Below are 16697 nucleotides of genomic sequence, written 5' to 3' on the forward strand. Positions count from 1 at the left end.
CCCGTACATTCTCTTTCGACACCCCGCGGTGCGGGGATTGGCTCTTCGATGACGCCCCGCGGCGCGGGGGTCGGATGCGGTCTCTCAAGTGGTCTCGCGGACCATCAGGCGAAAGCCCAGATCCACGCGGCGCGGATTTTCCCGGCTCTGGGGCGTCCGGCTTTCCATGCCCGCGATCAGCAGACGGGCCGCCTCCACGCCGATCGCGCGGCGGGGGGTGGCGACCGTGGTCAGCGGCGGGACGGTCCAGGCCGCCCCCGCCAGATCATTGAAGCCGGCGACGGCCAGCCGCTCCGGCACCGGGATGCCGAGCCGCGCGCATTGGAACAACGCGCCCTGCGCCAGATCGTCGTTGCACAGGAACAGCGCATCGGTGTCGGGGTGGGCGGCCAGCGCGCGCTCCAGCAGCTCCGCGCCCAGCGCGACGGAGGTGGCGTCCGGCACCATCAATTCAAGCTCCGGGTCGTGCCGCCCGGCGTCGCGCAGCGCCTGCCGCCAGCCGTCGCAGCGCTGGCGCGTCCGCGGGTCGAGCTGCCCGGCGATCAGCCCGATCCGCCGCCGTCCCCGCGCCGCCAGATGCGCGCCGACGGCGTAGCCGGCGTCGTATTGCGAGAAGCCGACCGTCTGCACCGGGCAGTCGCCGTGCCTGCCCTCCGCCACCAGATCCATGGTGTGGACGACCGGGATCGTCAGGCCGCGCAGCAGCTCCCAGGTGCCCGGCGTGTGGTCGAGCCCGCTCAGGATCACCCCGTCCGGATCGTGGGCGAGCTGCATGCGCAGCACGCGCTCCTCCGCCTCCGGGCCGTAGCCGGTGATGCCGATCAGCGGCTGGTAGCCCTGCGGGCTCAGCGTCTCCTGCACCCCGGCCAGCAGATCGATGAAGACGGCGTTGGTCAGGGAGGGGATCAGCACCGCCACCGTCATCGTCCGCGCCGAGGCGAGCGCGGAGGCCACGCGGCTGGGCACGAAGCCCAGGCGGCGGCTCGCCTCCTCGACGCGGGCGCGCACCTCCTCGCTGACCGTGTCGGGCCGGCGCAGGGCGCGGGACACGGTCATCGCGCTGACCCCGGCGGCGGCGGCGACGTCGGCCATGGTGGTGCGTCCGCTGCGCGAGGATCGGGGTTTGCGGGGGGTGGCGGTCATCGGCGTTCCAGTTGTCCGGCGGTCATTATCCCGCGCCGGATTGGGCTTTACAAGCCTCGTTTGTTAGCGGTAACATGCGCATCTCTCCCCAGACATTTTGTTTCGAGGACCGACCAGCATGAGCCCTCTTCCGTCTCCCGATGTTACCGCTAACATAAACGGGGCCGTGGATGCCATCGTGGTGATGGGCGTGGCGGGCTGCGGCAAGACCTCGGTGGGGGAGGAACTGGCCCGGCGGCTCGGCTGGCAGTTCCTGGAGGGCGACGGCTTTCACCCGCCGGAGAACATCGCGAAGATGTCCGCCGGCATCCCGCTTCAGGACGAGGACCGCTGGGGCTGGCTGGACACCATCGCCGCCCACATCGCGCTCGCGCGGGAGGCGAAGGCGCCGATCGTGGTGTCCTGCTCCGCTCTGAAGCGGCGCTACCGCGAGCGGCTGAGCGCCGGCGGGACGCGCGTCCTGTTCGTCCATCTCGACGGCAGCCGGGACGTCATCCACGCCCGCATGGCCCTGCGCGCCGGCCATTTCATGCCGACGACCCTGCTCGACAGCCAGTTCGCGGCGCTGGAGCCGCTGGGGGCCGGGGAGCTGGGCCTCGTCTGCGGCATCGACGCCAGCCCGGCGGAGATCGCCGCCCGCGTCTCCTCCCGGATCGCCCCCGCCGCCTGACCATTCTGCCGTCTGGAAGGACTGCGCCACAATGAGCCTTCATCCCGTCCTCGACGCCGTCACCCGCCGCATCGGCGAGCGCAGCCGACCCGCCCGCGCCGCCTATCTGGAGCGTCTGCGGGCCGCCGCGGCGCAGGGACCGCGCCGTCTGGCGCTGGGCTGCGCCAACCGCGCGCACGGCTTCGCCGGCTGCACCGCGGCCGAGGACAAGGCGGCGCTGCGCGGCGGCTCGACCCCGGCCATCGGCATCGTCACCTCCTACAACGACATGCTGTCCGCCCATCAGCCCTACGGCGACTATCCGGAGCGGCTCAAGGCGGCGGTGCGCGCGGCGGGCGGCGTGGCGCAGGTGGCGGGCGGCGTGCCGGCCATGTGCGACGGCGTCACCCAGGGCGAGCCGGGGATGGAGCTGTCGCTGTTCTCGCGCGAGGTCATCGCCATGGGGACGGCGGTCGCCCTGTCGCACGGCACCTTCGACGGGGTGCTGTGCCTGGGCGTCTGCGACAAGATCGTTCCGGGGCTGCTGATCGGCGCGCTGTCCTTCGGCCATCTGCCCACCGTCTTCGTGCCCGCCGGGCCGATGCCCTCCGGCCTGCCCAACAAGGAGAAGGGGCGCATCCGCCAGCAATACGCGGAGGGCAAGCTGGACAAGGAGGCCCTGCTGGAGGCGGAGGCCGCGTCCTACCACGCGCCGGGCACCTGCACCTTCTACGGCACCGCCAACTCGAACCAGATGCTGGTCGAGATGATGGGGCTCCATCTGCCGGGGGCGAGCTTCGCCAACCCCGGCACGCCGCTGCGCGACGCGCTGACCGACGCGGCGGCGCGGCGGGTGGTCGCCCTGCGCACGCCCATCGGGGAGATCGTCGACGAGCGTGCCGTCGTCAACGCGGTCGTCGGGCTGCTGGCGACCGGCGGCTCGACCAACCACACGCTGCATCTGCCGGCCATCGCGGCGGCGGCGGGGATCGCCCTGACCTGGGAGGACTTCGCCGAGCTGTCGGCGGTGGTGCCTCTGCTCGCCCGCGTCTACCCGAACGGCAGCGCGGACGTGAACCATTTCGAGGCGGCGGGCGGCATGGCCTTCCTGATCGGGGAGCTGGCCGACGCCGGGCTTCTGCACGGCGATGCCGCCACCGTTTGGGAGGGGGAGGGCATCGCCGCCTACCGCCGCCCGCTGCGGCTGGAGGACGGGGAACTGGTGCGCGGCGCGCCGGTCCGGGAGAGCGCCGACCCCGCCGTGCTGGCGCCGGTCGCGTCGCCCATGGCGGCGGAGGGCGGGCTGCGCGTGCTGAGCGGGCCGCTGGGGCGCGCGGTGGTGAAGGTTTCCGCCGTGAAGCCGGAGCATCGCGTGATCGAGGCGCCGGCCCGCGTGTTTGCCGACCAGGAGTCGGTGCAGGCGGCCTTCCGCCGCGGCGAGCTTCACCGCGACGTTGTGGTGGTGGTGCGCTTCCAGGGGCCGAAGGCCAACGGCATGCCGGAATTGCACAAGCTGACGCCGCCGCTGGGCGTGCTTCAGGATCTCGGCTACCGGGTGGCGCTGGTGACGGACGGGCGGATGTCCGGGGCGTCGGGCAAGGTCCCGGCGGCGATCCACGTCACCCCGGAGGCCGCGGCGGGCGGACCGCTTGGCCGGGTGCGCGACGGCGACGTGCTGCGGCTGGACGCCGAGCGCGGCACGCTGGAGGTGCTGGTCGACGACGCGGAATGGACCGCACGCCCGCTGGCGGACGCGCCGGCGGATGCCGGTGTCGGCTGCGGGCGGGAATTGTTCGGTGTGTTCCGCCGGGCGGTCGGCAGCGCCGAGGCCGGGGCGTCGGTGTTCGCCTGAGAGGCGGTCCCCCCGCCCCGAGAAGGGGCGAGGGGAGTCCGATCACTTCACGGTCAGCTCGTAGGTGCCCATCGTCCCGTACACGGCGACGGACGTGCTGCCCGCCGGGACCATGACGGTGCCGACGTGCGAGCCGGTGGTCACAACGTCGCCGGCCTTCAGGCCGCCCAGGCTGACCGCGCCGGTGTTGGCCATCCACACCAGAAGCCGCACCGGCTCGCCCGCGGAGTTGCCGGCGACCGTGTCGGCCTTGGTCTCGCCGTCGACGACCAGGGTCACCCGCTCCTTCAGCGGCTCCAGCGAGCGCCAGTCGGCGATGGCCGGGCCGACGACCAGGGCGCCGTGGTTGAACTGGTCGGCCATGTGGCTGAGCCCGTCCTGCGAGCCGAAGCCGGCGAAGCGCGTGTCGACGATCTCGAAGGCCGGGTGGACGGACCCGACGGCGTCGAGGACCTCCTCGCGGCTGTAGGGCTCGGCGCGGGGCGGCAGGTCCTTGGCGAACTTGTAGGCGATCTCCGCCTCCATGCCGATCACCTGATAGTCCGCCGCGGGAAGCGTCGTGGTGTCGAAGAACACCGTGTCGGCGTGGATGGGCGCGCGGAACGGCTCCGTGTCCGGGGTGCGGGCGCCAACCTTCCAGGCGACCACCGGGCCGAGGCGGCGGGCCACGGCGTCCTGGATGGCGTAGGCCTCGGCCTCGCTGGTCGGGCGGGTCGGCAGGGCGGACAGCCAGTCGCGGCTTTTCCGCGCCTGGATCAGGGCGTCGACCGAGTCGCTGAACGCGGCGTCGTTGATCACTTCGGACATGGTCTTCGGGCCTTCGCTTTTCTTCGGTTATTGGTGCTTGTCGGGTTGGACTCTCATGGCGCCGCAGGATTCGCGGATGACCAGACGGGCGGGCAGGATCACGCGCTCCGGCGCCCCCTGCGGGTCGGCGATGCGGCGCAGCAGGAGGCGGGCGGCTTCCTGCCCGATCTGGCGGGCGGAGGTCGCGACGGTGGTCAGGGCGGGGCGGCTTATCGCCGCTTCGGTCAGATCGTCGAAACCGGTCACCGCGATGTCCCGTCCTGCCCGCAGACCGCGGGCCTCCAGCCCCAGCATCACGCCGAACGCGACGAGGTCGTTGTAACACAGCATCGCGGTGGGCGGGTCGGCAAGATCCATCAGCGGCCCCACCGCGTCCAGACCGCCGCGGCGGGTGGCCGGGCAACGGACGACAAGGTCCGGGGTCAGCCCATGGCGGCGCAGCGCCGCGGCGAAGCCGACGCGGCGGCCGGCGAAGGCGGAATGGGACAGGTTGCCGCCGACGAAGGCGATGCGGCGATGACCGATCCGCAGCAGATGCTCGGTCACCATTTCCATCCCGAACTCGTAATCCACCCCGGCATAGTCGCCTTCGCGGGCGGAGAGAAAGCGCAGCGCCTGGACGACGGGAAGCTGCCACTGGCGCAGCCGGTCCAGCAGGGCCGGCGACGTGCCGGCGGCGGGGCAGAGGATCACCCCGTCCACATTCTGCTCGCGCATGCGCTGGAGGTAGCGGTCCTGCCGCTCCCCCGACTCCGCGGTGTTGGCGAGGAAGGCGACGACCCCCTGCTCACCCAAAACATCGTCCACCCCGGCGGTCAACTCGCCGTAGAAGGAGTTGTTGATCTCGCAGACGAGCAGCCCGACCGTGTCGGTGCGGGCGGCGCGCAGGGTTGCCGCGCCGCGGTTGTAGACGTAGCCCAAGGCCTCGATGGCGGCCTGGACGCGCTCCCGCGTCTCGGCGGCGACCAGCGGGCTGCCGCGCAGGACGAGCGAGACGGTGGACCGCGACACCCCGGCGTGGTGCGCCACCTCCGTCAGGGTGATGCGGGCCGGTCCGCCGCGCTCGTCGAGGATGGTCATTCACGCCGCCATTCAGACGACCGCGGTCGGCAGCGGCTGGCCGGCGAAGAAGGCGGACAGGTTCGCCAGCACCAGATTGCCCATGGCCATGCGCGTCTCCACAGTGGCGCTCGCCTGGTGCGGCTGGAGCACCACGTTGTCAAGGCCGAACAGGGCCTCCGGCGCGTGCGGCTCGTTGGCGAAGACGTCCAGCGCGGCCCCGCCGAGACGCCCGTCCTTCAGGGCGGCGACCAGCTCCGGCTCGTCCACCACGGCGCCGCGGGCGACGTTGACCAGCAGCCCGTCCGGCCCCAGCGCCTCGATCACCGCGCGGTTGACCATGTTGCGGGCGTCCGGCCCGGCCGAGGCGGCGACGATCAGGATGTCGCTCTCCCGCGCCAGATCGACCGGGGAGGCGACGAAGCGGTAGGGCACGTCGGTGCGCGGCTTGCGGTTGGTGTAGGCGATGTCCATGCCGAACCCGGCGGCGCGCTGGGCGATGGCCAGCCCGATGCGGCCCAGCCCCAGGATGCCCAGCCGCTTGCCGGTCACCTTGCGGGCCAGCGGCAGGCCGCCGTTCGGCCAGCGCCCGGCGCGCACGAAGCGGTCGCCGACCATCATGCGGCGCGACCCGGCGATCATCAGCCCCATGGCGAGATCGGCCACGTCGTCGGTCAGCACGTCGGGCGTGTTGGTGACGCGGACGCCGCGGCCGGCCGCGTGCTTCAGGTCCACCGCGTCGGTGCCGACGCCGTTGATCGCGACGATCCCCAGATTCGGGCAGGCGTCCATGATGGCGTTGCTGACGCCCGTGCCGCCGCCGGTGACGACGGCGCGGACGCGCGGCCCCACCTCCGCCACCAGCCGGTCGCGGTCGGGCGCCCCGGCGAGGCGGTGGACGGTGTAGCCCGCGTCCAGCGCCGCCTCGATGTCCGGCATCATGGATTCGACGAGGAGGATCTCCGGCTTCATCAAACGCTGTCCTTAATGGGGAAGATTCAGTGGGTGAGGATCTGGCCGAGGAAGTTGCGGGTCCGCTCGGACTTCGGGTTCGTGAAGAACTCGGCCGGGGTGGCCTGCTCGACGATCTCGCCGCGGTCCATGAAGATGACGCGGTCGGCGACCGACTTGGCGAAGCCCATCTCGTGCGTGACGCAGAGCATGGTCATGCCGTCCTCGGCCAGCCCGATCATGGTGTCGAGAACTTCCTTGACCATCTCGGGGTCGAGCGCGGAGGTCGGCTCGTCGAACAGCATGACCTTGGGGTTCATGCACAGCGAGCGGGCTATGGCGACGCGCTGCTGCTGGCCGCCGGAAAGCTGGCCGGGATATTTGTCCGCCTGCTCCGGGATGCGCACGCGGGCCAGATACTTCATGGCGATGTCGCGCGCCTCCTGCTTGGAGGTGCCGCGCACCCGCATGGGGGCCAGCATGCAGTTCTCGACCACGGTCAGGTGCGGGAACAGGTTGAACTGCTGGAACACCATCCCGACGTCGCGCCGCACCTGGTCGAGGTGGCGGTGGTTGGCGTCGATCGTGACGCCGTTGACGGTGATCGTGCCCTTCTGGTGCTTCTCAAGCTGGTTGATGCAGCGGATCAGCGTGGACTTGCCGGAGCCCGAGGGGCCGCAGATGACGATCCGCTCCCCCTTGTGGACCTCCAGCTCGATGTCCTTCAGCACATGAAAGCTGTCGTACCATTTCTGGACGCCGGCCATCCGGATGACGACCTCGCCGCTGACCGGCCGCGGCGCGGAGACGTCCGTGGTATCGTAAGCCGAGGCCATGGGGGACTCCTCCAAAATTGGCCCTCTCCCGCCCCGGGAGAGGGAAGGGACCCACGCGAAGCGTGGGAAGGGTGAGGGTGCAGCCAAGAATCAGCATCTGATCCTCGTACGACCCTCACCCGCCCGCTTCGCGGGCACCCTCTCCCCGGAGGGGAGAGGGAGTTACGACGTTACGACTTGGTCAGCGGGGGCAGGTCGGTGCCCAGCCACTTCTTGTGGACCTCGTTCAGCTCGCCGTTCGCCTTCGCGGTCTCGATGAACTCGTTGACCCACTTCAGCAGCGCGTCCTGGCCCTTGCGCATGGCGATGCCCTGCACCTGACGGTTCAGCACGAACTTCATCTCGTAGTTGGCCTGAGGGGCCAGCTTCTTGATTTCCTTGGTGACGACGTTGCTGAGGCCCAGCGCGTCCACCTGACCGGACAGCATGGCCTGCACGGCGCTGGCGTCGTCGTCGAAGCGCATGATGCGCGCGTCCTTCGGGGCGACGGCGGTCAGGGCGTTGTCCTGGGTGCTGGCGCGGGCGACGCCGACGCGCTTGCCGGACAGCTCCGCGGCCTCCTTGATCTTGGTGTTGGCCGGGGCGACCAGACCGATTTCGATGGCGGCGTAGGGCTCGGAGAACTGCACCTGCTCGGCGCGGGCCGGGGTGATGCCCAGCGAGGCGACCAGAAGGTCGACCTTGTTGGTCAGCAGGTAGGGGATGCGGTTCGGGCCGGTGACCGGAACGATCTCCACCGGGACGCCCATGTGCTTGCCCAGCAGCTTGGCGACGTCGGCGTCGTAGCCGTCCGGCTTGCCGTCGGCGGTGGTGATGCCGAAGGGCGGGAAGTCCACCAGCATGCCGATGGTCAGCTTGCCCTTCGACTTGATCTCGTCGACGGTCTGGGCGGCGGCGGGAGCGGCCAGGGCGACGGCGGCGGCCATCATGGCGCCGGCGACGGCGAGGCGGCGGGTGATCGACAGGCTCATTGGTGGTTTCCTCACGGTTCTTATGAAAAAGGGGTCTGTCAGCGTGTGGCGAGGGCGTAGCGTCGCTCCAGGCGGGCGCTGAGCAGCGACAGCGGCCAGCACATCAGGAAGTAGAGCACCGCCACGATCCCGAACACCAGGAAGGGCTGGAAGGTGGCGTTGTTCACGATCTGCCCGGCGCGGGTCAGCTCGGTGAAGCCGATGATGGCGGCCAGCGAGGTGCTCTTGATGAGCTGCACGAGGAAGCCCACCGTCGGCGGCACCGCGACCTTCACCGCCTGCGGCAGGATCACGTAGCGCATCAGCCCCGGGTAGCGCAGGCCGAGCGCCGAGGCGGCCTCCCACTGGCCGCGCGGCACCGCCTGGATGCAGCCGCGCCAGATCTCGCCGAGGAAGGCGCTGGCGTTCAGCGTCAGGCCCAGCGCCGCGGCGGCCCAGGGGTTGAGGTCGAGGCCCAGCACCGTGGCGCCGAAGAAGACCAGGAAGAGCTGCATCAGCAGCGGCGTGCCCTGGAACAGCTGGATGTAGCCGGTGGCGGCCAGCCGCACCGCCTTGATGTCGGACGTGCGGGCCAGCGCGATGACCAGACCGACCGTGGCCCCGCCGATGAAGGCGATGGCCGACAGCGCCAGCGTCCATTGCACGGCGCTGAGAAGGAAGAGGAATTCGTTGTAACTGAAGGCGCGGATCATGGTTCGGCCCTCCCTCAGCGCCGGTCGGTGTCGTAGGCGAAGGCCAGCTTGTAGATGCCGGCGAACAGCGCGGAGAACATCATCGCCAGCGCCAGATAGATGCCGGTGACCACGATGTAGATCTCGAAGCTGCGGAAGGTCTGCGACTGGATGTTGTTGGCGACCGAGGTCAGCTCGTCCGCCGAGATCGCCGAGACCACGCTGGAGCTGAGCATGAGCAGGATGAACTGGCTGGTCAGCGCGGGATAGACGGTGCGCAGCGCCGGCTTGATGACGATGTAGCGGAAGACCTGCAGCGGCTTCAGCCCCAGCGCCAGCCCGGCCTCGATCTGACCTTTTTGGATCGATTCGATGCCGGCACGGATGATCTCGGTCGCGTAGGCGCCGACATTGACCACCATGGCGATCAGCGCGGCGAGGTCGGGCGACAGGCGGATGCCCATGGTCGGCAGGCCGAAGAAGATCAGGAAGATCTGCACCAGGAAGGGCGTGTTGCGCACCACCTCGATGTAGGCGTTGATCACCCAGCGGACCGGCTTCGGCCCGGACGTCTTGCCGAGCGCGCAGAGGATCGCGACGATCAGGCCGAGAACCATGGCGCCGATCGACAGTTGGACGGTCAGCCATGCGCCCTGGAGCAGATAGTCCCAGGAATCGATGACCGCCTTGAAATCGAAGGTGTAGTTCACGGGCTTTCCCTCCGCATCCGGACCGGCCGCAGCCAGACCGGGGCGCTGCACGCGTTCGGTGAACGGTCCCTTTGCGGGATTCTCGCTTTTGGCCTCTCGTGATCGGCCTCTCGTCGTCCGGCGGGCCGTGGCGATGCCTCCGGCGCCGGATGTTGGAGGGGAGCCTATTTGGATCGATCCAAATGCGCAAGATGGAAAACGCAGCGCTGCGAAATTCATTCGCGCAACCAACAATCATGCCGTGAATTTCCGGAAACGCCGCTCCACCGCGATGGTGTGTCCACGAACGGACGCTTGCGCCGCGCCGCGTCTTGACGATGATCAAGGTGGAAGAGAACCGCGCACCGGACCATCCCGGCTGATATGACGCGGTGCCGCCCCCCGGGAGCGGCCCCCAAGGGAGAAGGATTGTCGCATGGATTGCTTCGCCGGCCCCGGCCCCGCCGCCCCCATCCCTCTGGACGAGGCGTTGGCCCGCGTGCAGCGGACCTACGGCGCGGTGACGGAGCCCGAGCAGGTGCCGCTGCGCGCCGCGCTCGGCCGCATCCTGGCGGAACCAGTGACGGCGACGGTGAACGTGCCGCCGGTCGCCGTCTCGGCGATGGACGGCTGGGGATACGGCAAGGCGGACTCCGCGGCTGCGGAAGGCGCGGGTGCGGAAGGCGATGTCCTGCGGCTGGCCGTGGTGGGGCGCGTGCCCGCCGGTTCCGTCTTCCCCGGAACGGTCGGGCCGGGCGAGGCGGTGCGCATCTTCACGGGCGCGCCGATTCCGGCGGGGGTGGACACCGTCGCCATGCAGGAGGATTGCCGGGCCGAGGACGGCGCGGTGCTTGTGCCCGCCAGCCTGGAGCGCGGCGCCAACATCCGCGACGCCGGGGAGGACATGACGGCCGGGTCGGTGGTGCTGACCCCCGGCCTGCGGCTGCGCGCCCAGGAGATCGGCTTGGCCGCCGCGGTCGGGCGGTCGGGCCTGTCGGTGCGCAAGCGTCTGCGCGTCGTCCTGTTCTCCACCGGCGACGAGCTGCGCGAGCCGGGGACGGACAAGCCGGAGGGCACCATCTACGACGCCAACCGCTACACGCTGGCCGCCCAGCTCGACGCGCTGGGGGCGGAGGTGCGCGACCTCGGCATCCTGCCCGACAGGCCGGACGCGACCCGCGCCGCCCTGGCCGACGCCGCGGCGACGGCCGATCTGGTCGTCACCTCCGGCGGCGCGTCGGTGGGGGAGGAGGACCATGTGAAGAGGGTGGTCGGCGAGTTGGGCTCCGTCGACCTGTGGAAGCTCGCCTTGAAGCCGGGCAAGCCGCTGGCGCTCGGGCGCATCGGCACCACCCCGTTCCTCGGCCTGCCGGGCAACCCGGTCTCGGCCATGGTGACCTTCATGCTGGTGGGCCGCCCGCTGGTGCTGCGCCTGTCGGGGGCGGAGAGCGCGCCGGCCCCGCGCTGCCTCGTCGTCGCCGGCTTTGACTTCAAGAAGAAGCCGGGGCGACGCGAGTTCCTGCGCGCCCGTCTGGCGACCGGACCCGATAGCCGTCCGGTCGCCCACAAGTTTCCCAGCGACAGCTCCGGCGTGCTGACCTCGATGGTCGAGGCCGACGGGCTCGTGGACATGCCGGCGGACGCCACCACGATCCGCGACGGTGACATGGTGGAGTTCCTACCCTTCACCGGCCTGTTCGCCTGAGCGTCGGACGACCCCTCTCCCGGAGCGGCGGGAGAGGGAGCATCGTCACTTCTTCGGCATGTGGCCGCTGATCTCGGCGTGCAGGGGCTTGGTGTCCTCGAAGGTCTTCTGCTGCTCGGGGGTGGCTTCCTTCTGGTGCTTCGCCTTCCATTCCGAATAGGGCATGCCGTAGACGGCGATGCGGGCCTCCTCGTCGGTCAGCGGCACGTTCCGTTCCTTGGCGGCGGCGGCGTACCATTTGGACAGGCAGTTGCGGCAGAAGCCGGCCAGATTCATCAGGTCGATGTTCTGCACGTCGGTGCGCTTCTGGAGATGCGCGACCAGACCGCGGAACGCGGCGGCTTCCAGCTCGGTGCGGGTCTTCTCGTCCATTCCAATCCCTCTCAGTTCTGTTCGTTGTGCAGCGTGACGAAGCGGCCGTGGCGGTGGAAGCTCTGGGACGAGCCGCCGGCCAGGATCGCCTCGGCCACGGACTCGCGGTCCTCCACCACGAAGCCGGCCAGCGCGGCGATGCCGTAGCGGAACAGCCGCGGCGTCAGCGGCGTCCCCGGCCCGACCAGGGCGACGCGGGTCCCCTCCGCCACCGACAGCAGGCGGGGCAGGCTGCGGTTGGTCAGGGTGGAGGCGGTGATCGCCGCCCCCTCCGCCCCCGGCAGCAGCCATTCCCCGGCGGCCTCCGGATACTCCCCGTCGCTGGGGTTCATTTCGACCACATGGGCGTTGGGCAGGCGCCGGGCAATCTGCGGGAAGGCCCCGAAGACGACGACGCGCCCCTCCATTCCGGTGAACAGGTCCAGCCCGTTGGCCGGGGAGCCGGTCAGGTCGGGGCGGTTGTAATGGGCGTTCAGCGCGGCCATGCCGACCGCGGCCTCCTGCGGGTCCCAGGAGCGGGCGGCGTGCGCGGCCAGCCCGGCGAGGCCGACACCGGCCCAGCGCGCCGGATCGGGCGGCGGCGCCGACTGCGGGCGGGCGGCCAGCCCGATGCCGGGCCCCGCCGCGCCGTCCGTCTCCACCATGATCCATTTGGCGCCGATGGTGATGGCGCGCACCTCGGCGTCCTCCACCCCGTGCAGAAGGTCGTCGTAGAGCCGGTGCGCCCCCCACCAGCGCCACAGCGCGTCCTCGTGCGGCGAGATCAGCGAGGTGAAGCCGCCGGTGAAGCTCTGCCACTCGTTGAGGAAGCGGCTCCCGACGCTGGTCAGCACCGGGATGCCCTCGGCGATGCCGGCCAGCAGCTCGTCCGCAAGCCCCTCGCCGTGCGCCTCCAGCCCGGCGAACTTGTTGACCACCAGCAGGTCGGCGCGCTCCGCGATGGCGCGGCGCAGCGCCTGGCTGGCCTCGGCCACCCCCTGGGGATCGACGCGGCAGGACTGTGACTGGCGGCCCAGATGCTGGGAGATGTCGTAGGCTTTGCCGGTGGCGACGTCCACCAGCTCCATCAGGTCGGCGCAGTCGCCGGGCGCGCCGGTGTTGCGCTGGATCACGCCGCCGACGCGAAAGCCGCGCCGCCGCAATTCCATCACGAAGCGGTCGATCATCGCGTCGACGGCGAGGGAGCCGGGGCCATGGACCACCGCACCAGGACGCAGCGGGGGCGGGACCGCGGGGCGCAGGGTCGGCATGGGGCGGACTCCTTCAGGAATGGGGATGAGCGTCACGCGGCGGAGGCGCCGCGGCGGATGTGGTACACGAACACCTCGCCGCGCGTCTCGTGCGCCAGCAGCACGTTGTCGGTCGTGTTGCAGAAATGCTTGAAGTCGATGATCGAGGCCGGGTCGGTGGCGTAGACGACCACCTCCTCCCCCTCGGCCATTTTGTCCAGCAGGGCCCGTGTCCGCAGGATGGGCAGCGGGCAGTGCAGCCCCTTCACGTCGAGTTCCTTGGCCGCCACGGGCGTAACCTCGTCTTCCTAATCGTCACCGGACGCCGCGACTGTACCGGGTTCCCGCCTCCGTCTCCACCGTTCCGGTTGATCCGGCGTTCCGCGAGACAGGGCGCTCCCGGCGGGCCGGGGCACCTTTGCCGGGCTGGAATGTTAGCCAGGGAAACGGTTTTGAACGAACAACGCGGGAGCAGCGCTTATGGCCGGTCGACATTTCGACAAGGTGGTGGTCATCACCGGGGCGTCCAGCGGGATCGGCCGGGCGACCGCCGTGGAATTCGCGCGCCACGGCGCCGCCGTGGTCCTGGCGGCGCGGCGCCACGCCGCCCTGCACGAGGTCGCGGAGGAGTGCATCGAGGCCGGGGGGCGGGCGATGGTCGTGCCCACCGACGTGCGCGACCAGGAGCAGATGAACCGGTTGGCCGAGCGCGCCATCGAGGTGTTCGGGGGAATCGACGTCTGGGTGAACAACGCGGGCGTGATCGCCTTCGGCCGCTTCGAGGAGACCCCGCAGGATGTCTTCGAAGAGGTGATGCGCACCAATTTCTTCGGCACCGCCAACGGCTGCCGCGCCGTGCTGCCGCATTTCCTGGAACGGGGGGAGGGAACGATCATCAACCTCGCCTCGCTGGCGTCCCTCGTCGGGCAGCGCTACGCCGCCGCCTACGCCGCCAGCAAGTTCGCGGTGCGCGGCTTCTCCGAAACGCTGCGGCAGGAGCTGGTGGAGGACCCCGGCATCCAGGTCTGCACCGTGCTGCCCGGCCCCATCGACACGCCGCTGTGGCAGCATGGCGCGAACTACACCGGCCGCGCCGTCAAGGCGATGACGCCGCTGCGCCCGCCGGAGGAGGTGGCCGAGGCCGTCCTGCGCCTCGCCGAGAGTCCCCGGCCCGAGCTGTTCGTCGGCGCCGCGGGACGCTCCGCCGCGCTGCCGCATGTGGTGGCGCCGGCGCTGGCCGACCGCATGCTGGCCCACCGGATGGACCGCGACATGTTCGACAACCGCCCGGCCCACGACACCCCCGGCGGCGTCCTGGAGGCCATGCCGGACCATCGCGAAGCGAGCGGCGGCTGGATGGAGCGCGCCGCCGCGCAGGCCCCCCGAAGCCGGGCGGAAGGACGCCGCGCCTTGTGCTGGACCAACGTCGCCCTGTTTCTGCTGCCCATCGGCCTGATGAGCCGTTTGCCCTCCCAGGTCTGGGATCGGCGGGCGTGGGAGAGCGCCAGGGTCAGGCCGTGAGCATCTTGAGACCGGACAAAGCGAGGATCGCCGCCAGCAGATAGCGCAGAGCCGCGGTCGGGAGGTGGCGGCTGCCCAGCCAGGCGCCGACCGCCCCGCCCACTCCGGCGGCGGCCAGCCACCAGGGCAGGGCCGCCGGCAGGGTGGTCGCGGTCGTCCAGGTGCCGGCCAGCGCCGCCGCCGAATTCAGCAGGTTGTAGGCGGCCGAGACGGCGGCGGCGCGGCGCGTCTCGACCCAGCCCATGAGCAGGATCAGCGGCGCCAGGAAGATGCCGCCGCCGGTGCCGGTCATCCCGGACAGGAAGCCCACGGCGGCCCCGGCGGCGAGCGCCGGCAGGAAGGGCGGGGCGACCGCATCCGCCCGTTCCGGCGTGCCGCGCGCCACCCAGGTCGAGCGGGCCAGCTCCAGCGCCGCCAGCAGCAGGATCGCCCCGACCAGCGGGTAGTAGAGATGCGACGGCAGATGCAGCGTGCCGCCGAGGAACGAGAAGGGCATTCCCAGCACGCCGAACGGGTAGAAGGCCCGCCATGTGAACAGCCCGGCGCGGACGAAGCGGACGGTGCCGATGCCCGCCACCAGGAGGTTGAGGGCGAGCGCGGTGGGCTTCATCGTCGCCGGGTCGAGCCCGACGATGCCCATGACGGCGAGGTAGCCGGACGCTCCCGCCTGCCCGACCGCGGCGTACAGCGTGGCGATGACCAGAATCAGCGCCGTCAGACCGACCGTCTCGTTGAACACCCGCGAGTCTCCCCATGCCCTGCCGGTCGCTTGTAACCGGCGCGCGTGGGCGGGGCCAGGGAAAGGGCGGAGAAATTCCGAACCATGGCGGCGCGGCGCTGTTGGCGGGGAGGGCGACGACGCCCATACCCCTTCCACCCCTGTCCTTCGGAGGCTGCCCATGCGCGCCCGCGAAATGATCGGCACCCACCCGCATGTCCGCGGAAACACCAACGACGCGCTCATCCGCTGCATCGAGGCCTGCTACGACTGCGCGCAGACCTGCACCAGCTGCGCCGACGCCTGTTTGGGCGAGGATCCGGTGGCCGGGCTGGTGCAGTGCATCCGCCTGAACATGGATTGCGCCGATGTCTGCGCGGCGACCGGCGCCGTCGCCACCCGGCGCAGCGGTTCCAACGAGGCGGTGATCCGCGCCATGCTCGACGCCTGTGCAACCGCCTGCCGCCTGTGCGCCGAGGAGTGCGAAGGGCACGCCAGCATGCACGAGCATTGCCGCATCTGCGCCGAAGCCTGCCGGACCTGCGAGGACGCCTGCCGCAAGGCCCTGCAATCCCTCAGCCATTGAGGGAAGCGGAGGGTCAGCCGCCGTTGCCGAGGATCACCCGATCCAGATAGTCGGCCAGCAGCGGGCCGTCCCCCAGCCCGAGCAGCAGCTTGGACGACACGTTGCCGTTCTCCGTCCGCAGACCCGGAACCGCCGCGTGGCGGGCCAGGAAGCCGTCCAGCGCGGCGTTCCACGCGGCATCGGCGTTGCGGCAGAAGATCTTCGACAGCGAGAAGTGCGGCACCTTGCGGAAGGGGCTGGCGAGGCGCTTTCCCTGGAACGCCGCCGGTGGATTGCCGAGGGCGCGGTAACGGGTTTCCAGCGTCTTGCGGAAGCTCTGGAAGGTCGTCCCGCCGCTTTCCATGCCGATGGTGACGACCGGAACGCCGAGCAGGGCCACCGAGTCGGCGATCAGGCGGGCGTTCTCCTCCTGGTCGCGCCGGATGGCCTCGGCGAGCGCCGGATCGCCGCGCATCGCCTCGGTCAGCCCCACCGTGCGCGGCGTGTGGAAGGAACTCTTGTTCAGCACCATGACCTTGCCGCGGAAGGAACTGGCGCCGAAAATTCCGTCGAAGAAACTGTGCGCCATGGCCCCGGCGCGCCCCTGGACGCAGAGATAGACGGACTGCTCATACTCCCGGCGCCCCGGATTGTCGCCGACCAGGATCAGCTCCGGCAGGGGGCCGTCGTCGGCGCTGTAGGCGGTCAGGTCGGTGTTCGCGACGAACAGCGGCGACACGGAGTTCCGCAGGGCGCGGACCCGTTCGCCGTGCTCGGCGACGCGGGTTCGGAACAGCGAAACCGCGTCCGGCCGTCCGCCCTCCGGCGGGACATCGCCCAGGATGACGGACAGGTGCCGCAACTCGGCCTCATGGTCCGATGCCGCCGCGTCGATCGAGGATACCGCCATTCCCATTCCCCTTTGCAAAGCGGCCCCATCTAAGGGACTGGTGATTGTG

The 16697-nt window shown here is 70.6% G+C and carries 18 protein-coding genes; 5 read left to right on the plus strand and 13 right to left on the minus strand.

The features are described 5' to 3' along the window. Positions 1-84: 84 nt before the first annotated feature. Positions 85-1143, minus strand: a complete 1059-nt coding sequence (locus ABVN73_RS15700) for a LacI family DNA-binding transcriptional regulator (RefSeq protein WP_353860568.1) — start codon at positions 1141-1143, stop codon at positions 85-87. Positions 1144-1261: 118 nt separating this feature from the next. Here ABVN73_RS15700 and ABVN73_RS15705 point away from each other — a divergent pair, with 118 nt between their 5' ends. Next, the gene (locus ABVN73_RS15705) at positions 1262-1813 is read left to right on the plus strand and encodes a gluconokinase (protein WP_353860569.1); all 552 of its coding nucleotides are present in this window, start codon (positions 1262-1264) and stop codon (positions 1811-1813) included. Between the two features lie 31 nt (positions 1814-1844). Further along, positions 1845-3644, plus strand: a complete 1800-nt coding sequence (gene edd, locus ABVN73_RS15710; RefSeq protein WP_353860570.1) for a phosphogluconate dehydratase — start codon at positions 1845-1847, stop codon at positions 3642-3644. A gap of 42 nt (positions 3645-3686) precedes the next feature. Here edd and ABVN73_RS15715 read toward each other — a convergent pair whose 3' ends face one another. From ABVN73_RS15715 to ABVN73_RS15745, 7 genes are all read right to left on the minus strand, one after another. Beyond that, on the minus strand, positions 3687-4451 hold the full coding sequence (locus ABVN73_RS15715) for a fumarylacetoacetate hydrolase family protein (protein ID WP_353860571.1): 765 nt from the start codon (positions 4449-4451) through the stop codon (positions 3687-3689). A 27-nt stretch (positions 4452-4478) separates the two neighbouring features. Further along, on the minus strand, positions 4479-5531 hold the full coding sequence (locus ABVN73_RS15720) for a LacI family DNA-binding transcriptional regulator (RefSeq protein WP_353860572.1): 1053 nt from the start codon (positions 5529-5531) through the stop codon (positions 4479-4481). A 12-nt stretch (positions 5532-5543) separates the two neighbouring features. Then, complete coding sequence (locus tag ABVN73_RS15725) at positions 5544-6482, minus strand: 2-hydroxyacid dehydrogenase (RefSeq protein ID WP_353860573.1); 939 nt, start codon at positions 6480-6482, stop codon at positions 5544-5546. A 26-nt stretch (positions 6483-6508) separates the two neighbouring features. After that, positions 6509-7297 carry an amino acid ABC transporter ATP-binding protein gene (locus ABVN73_RS15730; RefSeq protein ID WP_281427544.1) on the minus strand — a complete coding sequence of 263 codons (789 nt, stop codon included), beginning with the start codon at positions 7295-7297 and terminating at the stop codon, positions 6509-6511. Between the two features lie 170 nt (positions 7298-7467). Then, complete coding sequence (locus ABVN73_RS15735) at positions 7468-8268, minus strand: transporter substrate-binding domain-containing protein (RefSeq protein ID WP_353860574.1); 801 nt, start codon at positions 8266-8268, stop codon at positions 7468-7470. Positions 8269-8306: 38 nt separating this feature from the next. After that, positions 8307-8960 carry an amino acid ABC transporter permease gene (locus ABVN73_RS15740; protein WP_353860575.1) on the minus strand — a complete coding sequence of 218 codons (654 nt, stop codon included), beginning with the start codon at positions 8958-8960 and terminating at the stop codon, positions 8307-8309. 14 nt (positions 8961-8974) lie between these two features. After that, complete coding sequence (locus tag ABVN73_RS15745) at positions 8975-9649, minus strand: amino acid ABC transporter permease (protein WP_040134358.1); 675 nt, start codon at positions 9647-9649, stop codon at positions 8975-8977. A 415-nt stretch (positions 9650-10064) separates the two neighbouring features. Here ABVN73_RS15745 and glp point away from each other — a divergent pair, with 415 nt between their 5' ends. Then, positions 10065-11333: a gephyrin-like molybdotransferase Glp gene (gene glp, locus ABVN73_RS15750; protein WP_353860576.1), complete on the plus strand. Its 1269-nt coding sequence runs from the start codon at positions 10065-10067 to the stop codon at positions 11331-11333. A 45-nt stretch (positions 11334-11378) separates the two neighbouring features. Here the strand turns inward: glp and ABVN73_RS15755 are convergent, their stop codons facing one another. From ABVN73_RS15755 to ABVN73_RS15765, 3 genes are read right to left on the minus strand one after another with little or no spacing between them, the layout of a single operon-like run. Further along, positions 11379-11705, minus strand: coding sequence for a DUF1244 domain-containing protein (locus ABVN73_RS15755; protein ID WP_014197334.1), 327 nt, complete (start codon positions 11703-11705; stop codon positions 11379-11381). An 11-nt stretch (positions 11706-11716) separates the two neighbouring features. Then, the gene (locus ABVN73_RS15760; protein ID WP_353860577.1) at positions 11717-12955 is read right to left on the minus strand and encodes a DUF2478 domain-containing protein; all 1239 of its coding nucleotides are present in this window, start codon (positions 12953-12955) and stop codon (positions 11717-11719) included. A 32-nt stretch (positions 12956-12987) separates the two neighbouring features. After that, a complete protein-coding gene (locus ABVN73_RS15765; protein ID WP_353860578.1) occupies positions 12988-13224 on the minus strand; it encodes a sulfurtransferase TusA family protein in 237 nt (78 codons plus the stop codon). 190 nt (positions 13225-13414) lie between these two features. Here ABVN73_RS15765 and ABVN73_RS15770 point away from each other — a divergent pair, with 190 nt between their 5' ends. Then, positions 13415-14455, plus strand: coding sequence for an SDR family oxidoreductase (locus tag ABVN73_RS15770; RefSeq protein ID WP_353860579.1), 1041 nt, complete (start codon positions 13415-13417; stop codon positions 14453-14455). On the opposite strand, the gene ABVN73_RS15775 is transcribed toward ABVN73_RS15770, so the two are convergent. Continuing rightward, positions 14445-15194: a sulfite exporter TauE/SafE family protein gene (locus ABVN73_RS15775; RefSeq protein WP_353860580.1), complete on the minus strand. Its 750-nt coding sequence runs from the start codon at positions 15192-15194 to the stop codon at positions 14445-14447. The genes ABVN73_RS15770 and ABVN73_RS15775 overlap by 11 nt on opposite strands. Before the next feature lie 160 nt (positions 15195-15354). Between ABVN73_RS15775 and ABVN73_RS15780 the strand changes: the two genes are divergently transcribed. Continuing rightward, on the plus strand, positions 15355-15759 hold the full coding sequence (locus ABVN73_RS15780; RefSeq protein ID WP_353860581.1) for a four-helix bundle copper-binding protein: 405 nt from the start codon (positions 15355-15357) through the stop codon (positions 15757-15759). A gap of 13 nt (positions 15760-15772) precedes the next feature. Here the strand turns inward: ABVN73_RS15780 and ABVN73_RS15785 are convergent, their stop codons facing one another. Next, positions 15773-16648, minus strand: a complete 876-nt coding sequence (locus tag ABVN73_RS15785; protein WP_353860582.1) for a hypothetical protein — start codon at positions 16646-16648, stop codon at positions 15773-15775. Positions 16649-16697: the final 49 nt, after the last annotated feature.

This window comes from Azospirillum formosense (assembly GCF_040500525.1).
GTDB classification, from domain to species: Bacteria; Pseudomonadota; Alphaproteobacteria; order Azospirillales; family Azospirillaceae; genus Azospirillum; species Azospirillum formosense_A.